At 45.6% G+C, this 259-nt stretch carries 1 pseudogene; it reads right to left on the reverse strand.

The window, feature by feature from the left end:
* Positions 1–259, reverse strand: a pseudogene (locus tag SB756_RS31855) (transketolase); the annotation flags it as partial.

Raw genomic sequence — 259 nt, forward strand, 5'->3', positions numbered from 1 at the left:
CTTGTAACTGCTCAATATACGCTTGTGACTTTTCAGCCCAGTCGGCAGGTAAATCTGAATTTGTACGGCGTTTGTACTCAGCTGCAAGCTCTGGGAATGCTTTTGCATAGGCTGCAAACTTTTCGTCCCAGCTTGATTCAAGTTCTTGGCCTTTAGCTTTTCCATCCCACTGTGCGTAAATGTCTTCAGGGATTTCAAATGCATCACCCGTCCAACCTAAAAACTCACGCGATGCTTTAATTTCGTCATCGCCAAGTGG

The sequence above is a fragment of the Pseudomonas sp. SIMBA_068 genome, assembly GCF_046534705.1.
Lineage (GTDB): Bacteria > Pseudomonadota > Gammaproteobacteria > Pseudomonadales > Pseudomonadaceae > Aquipseudomonas > Aquipseudomonas putida.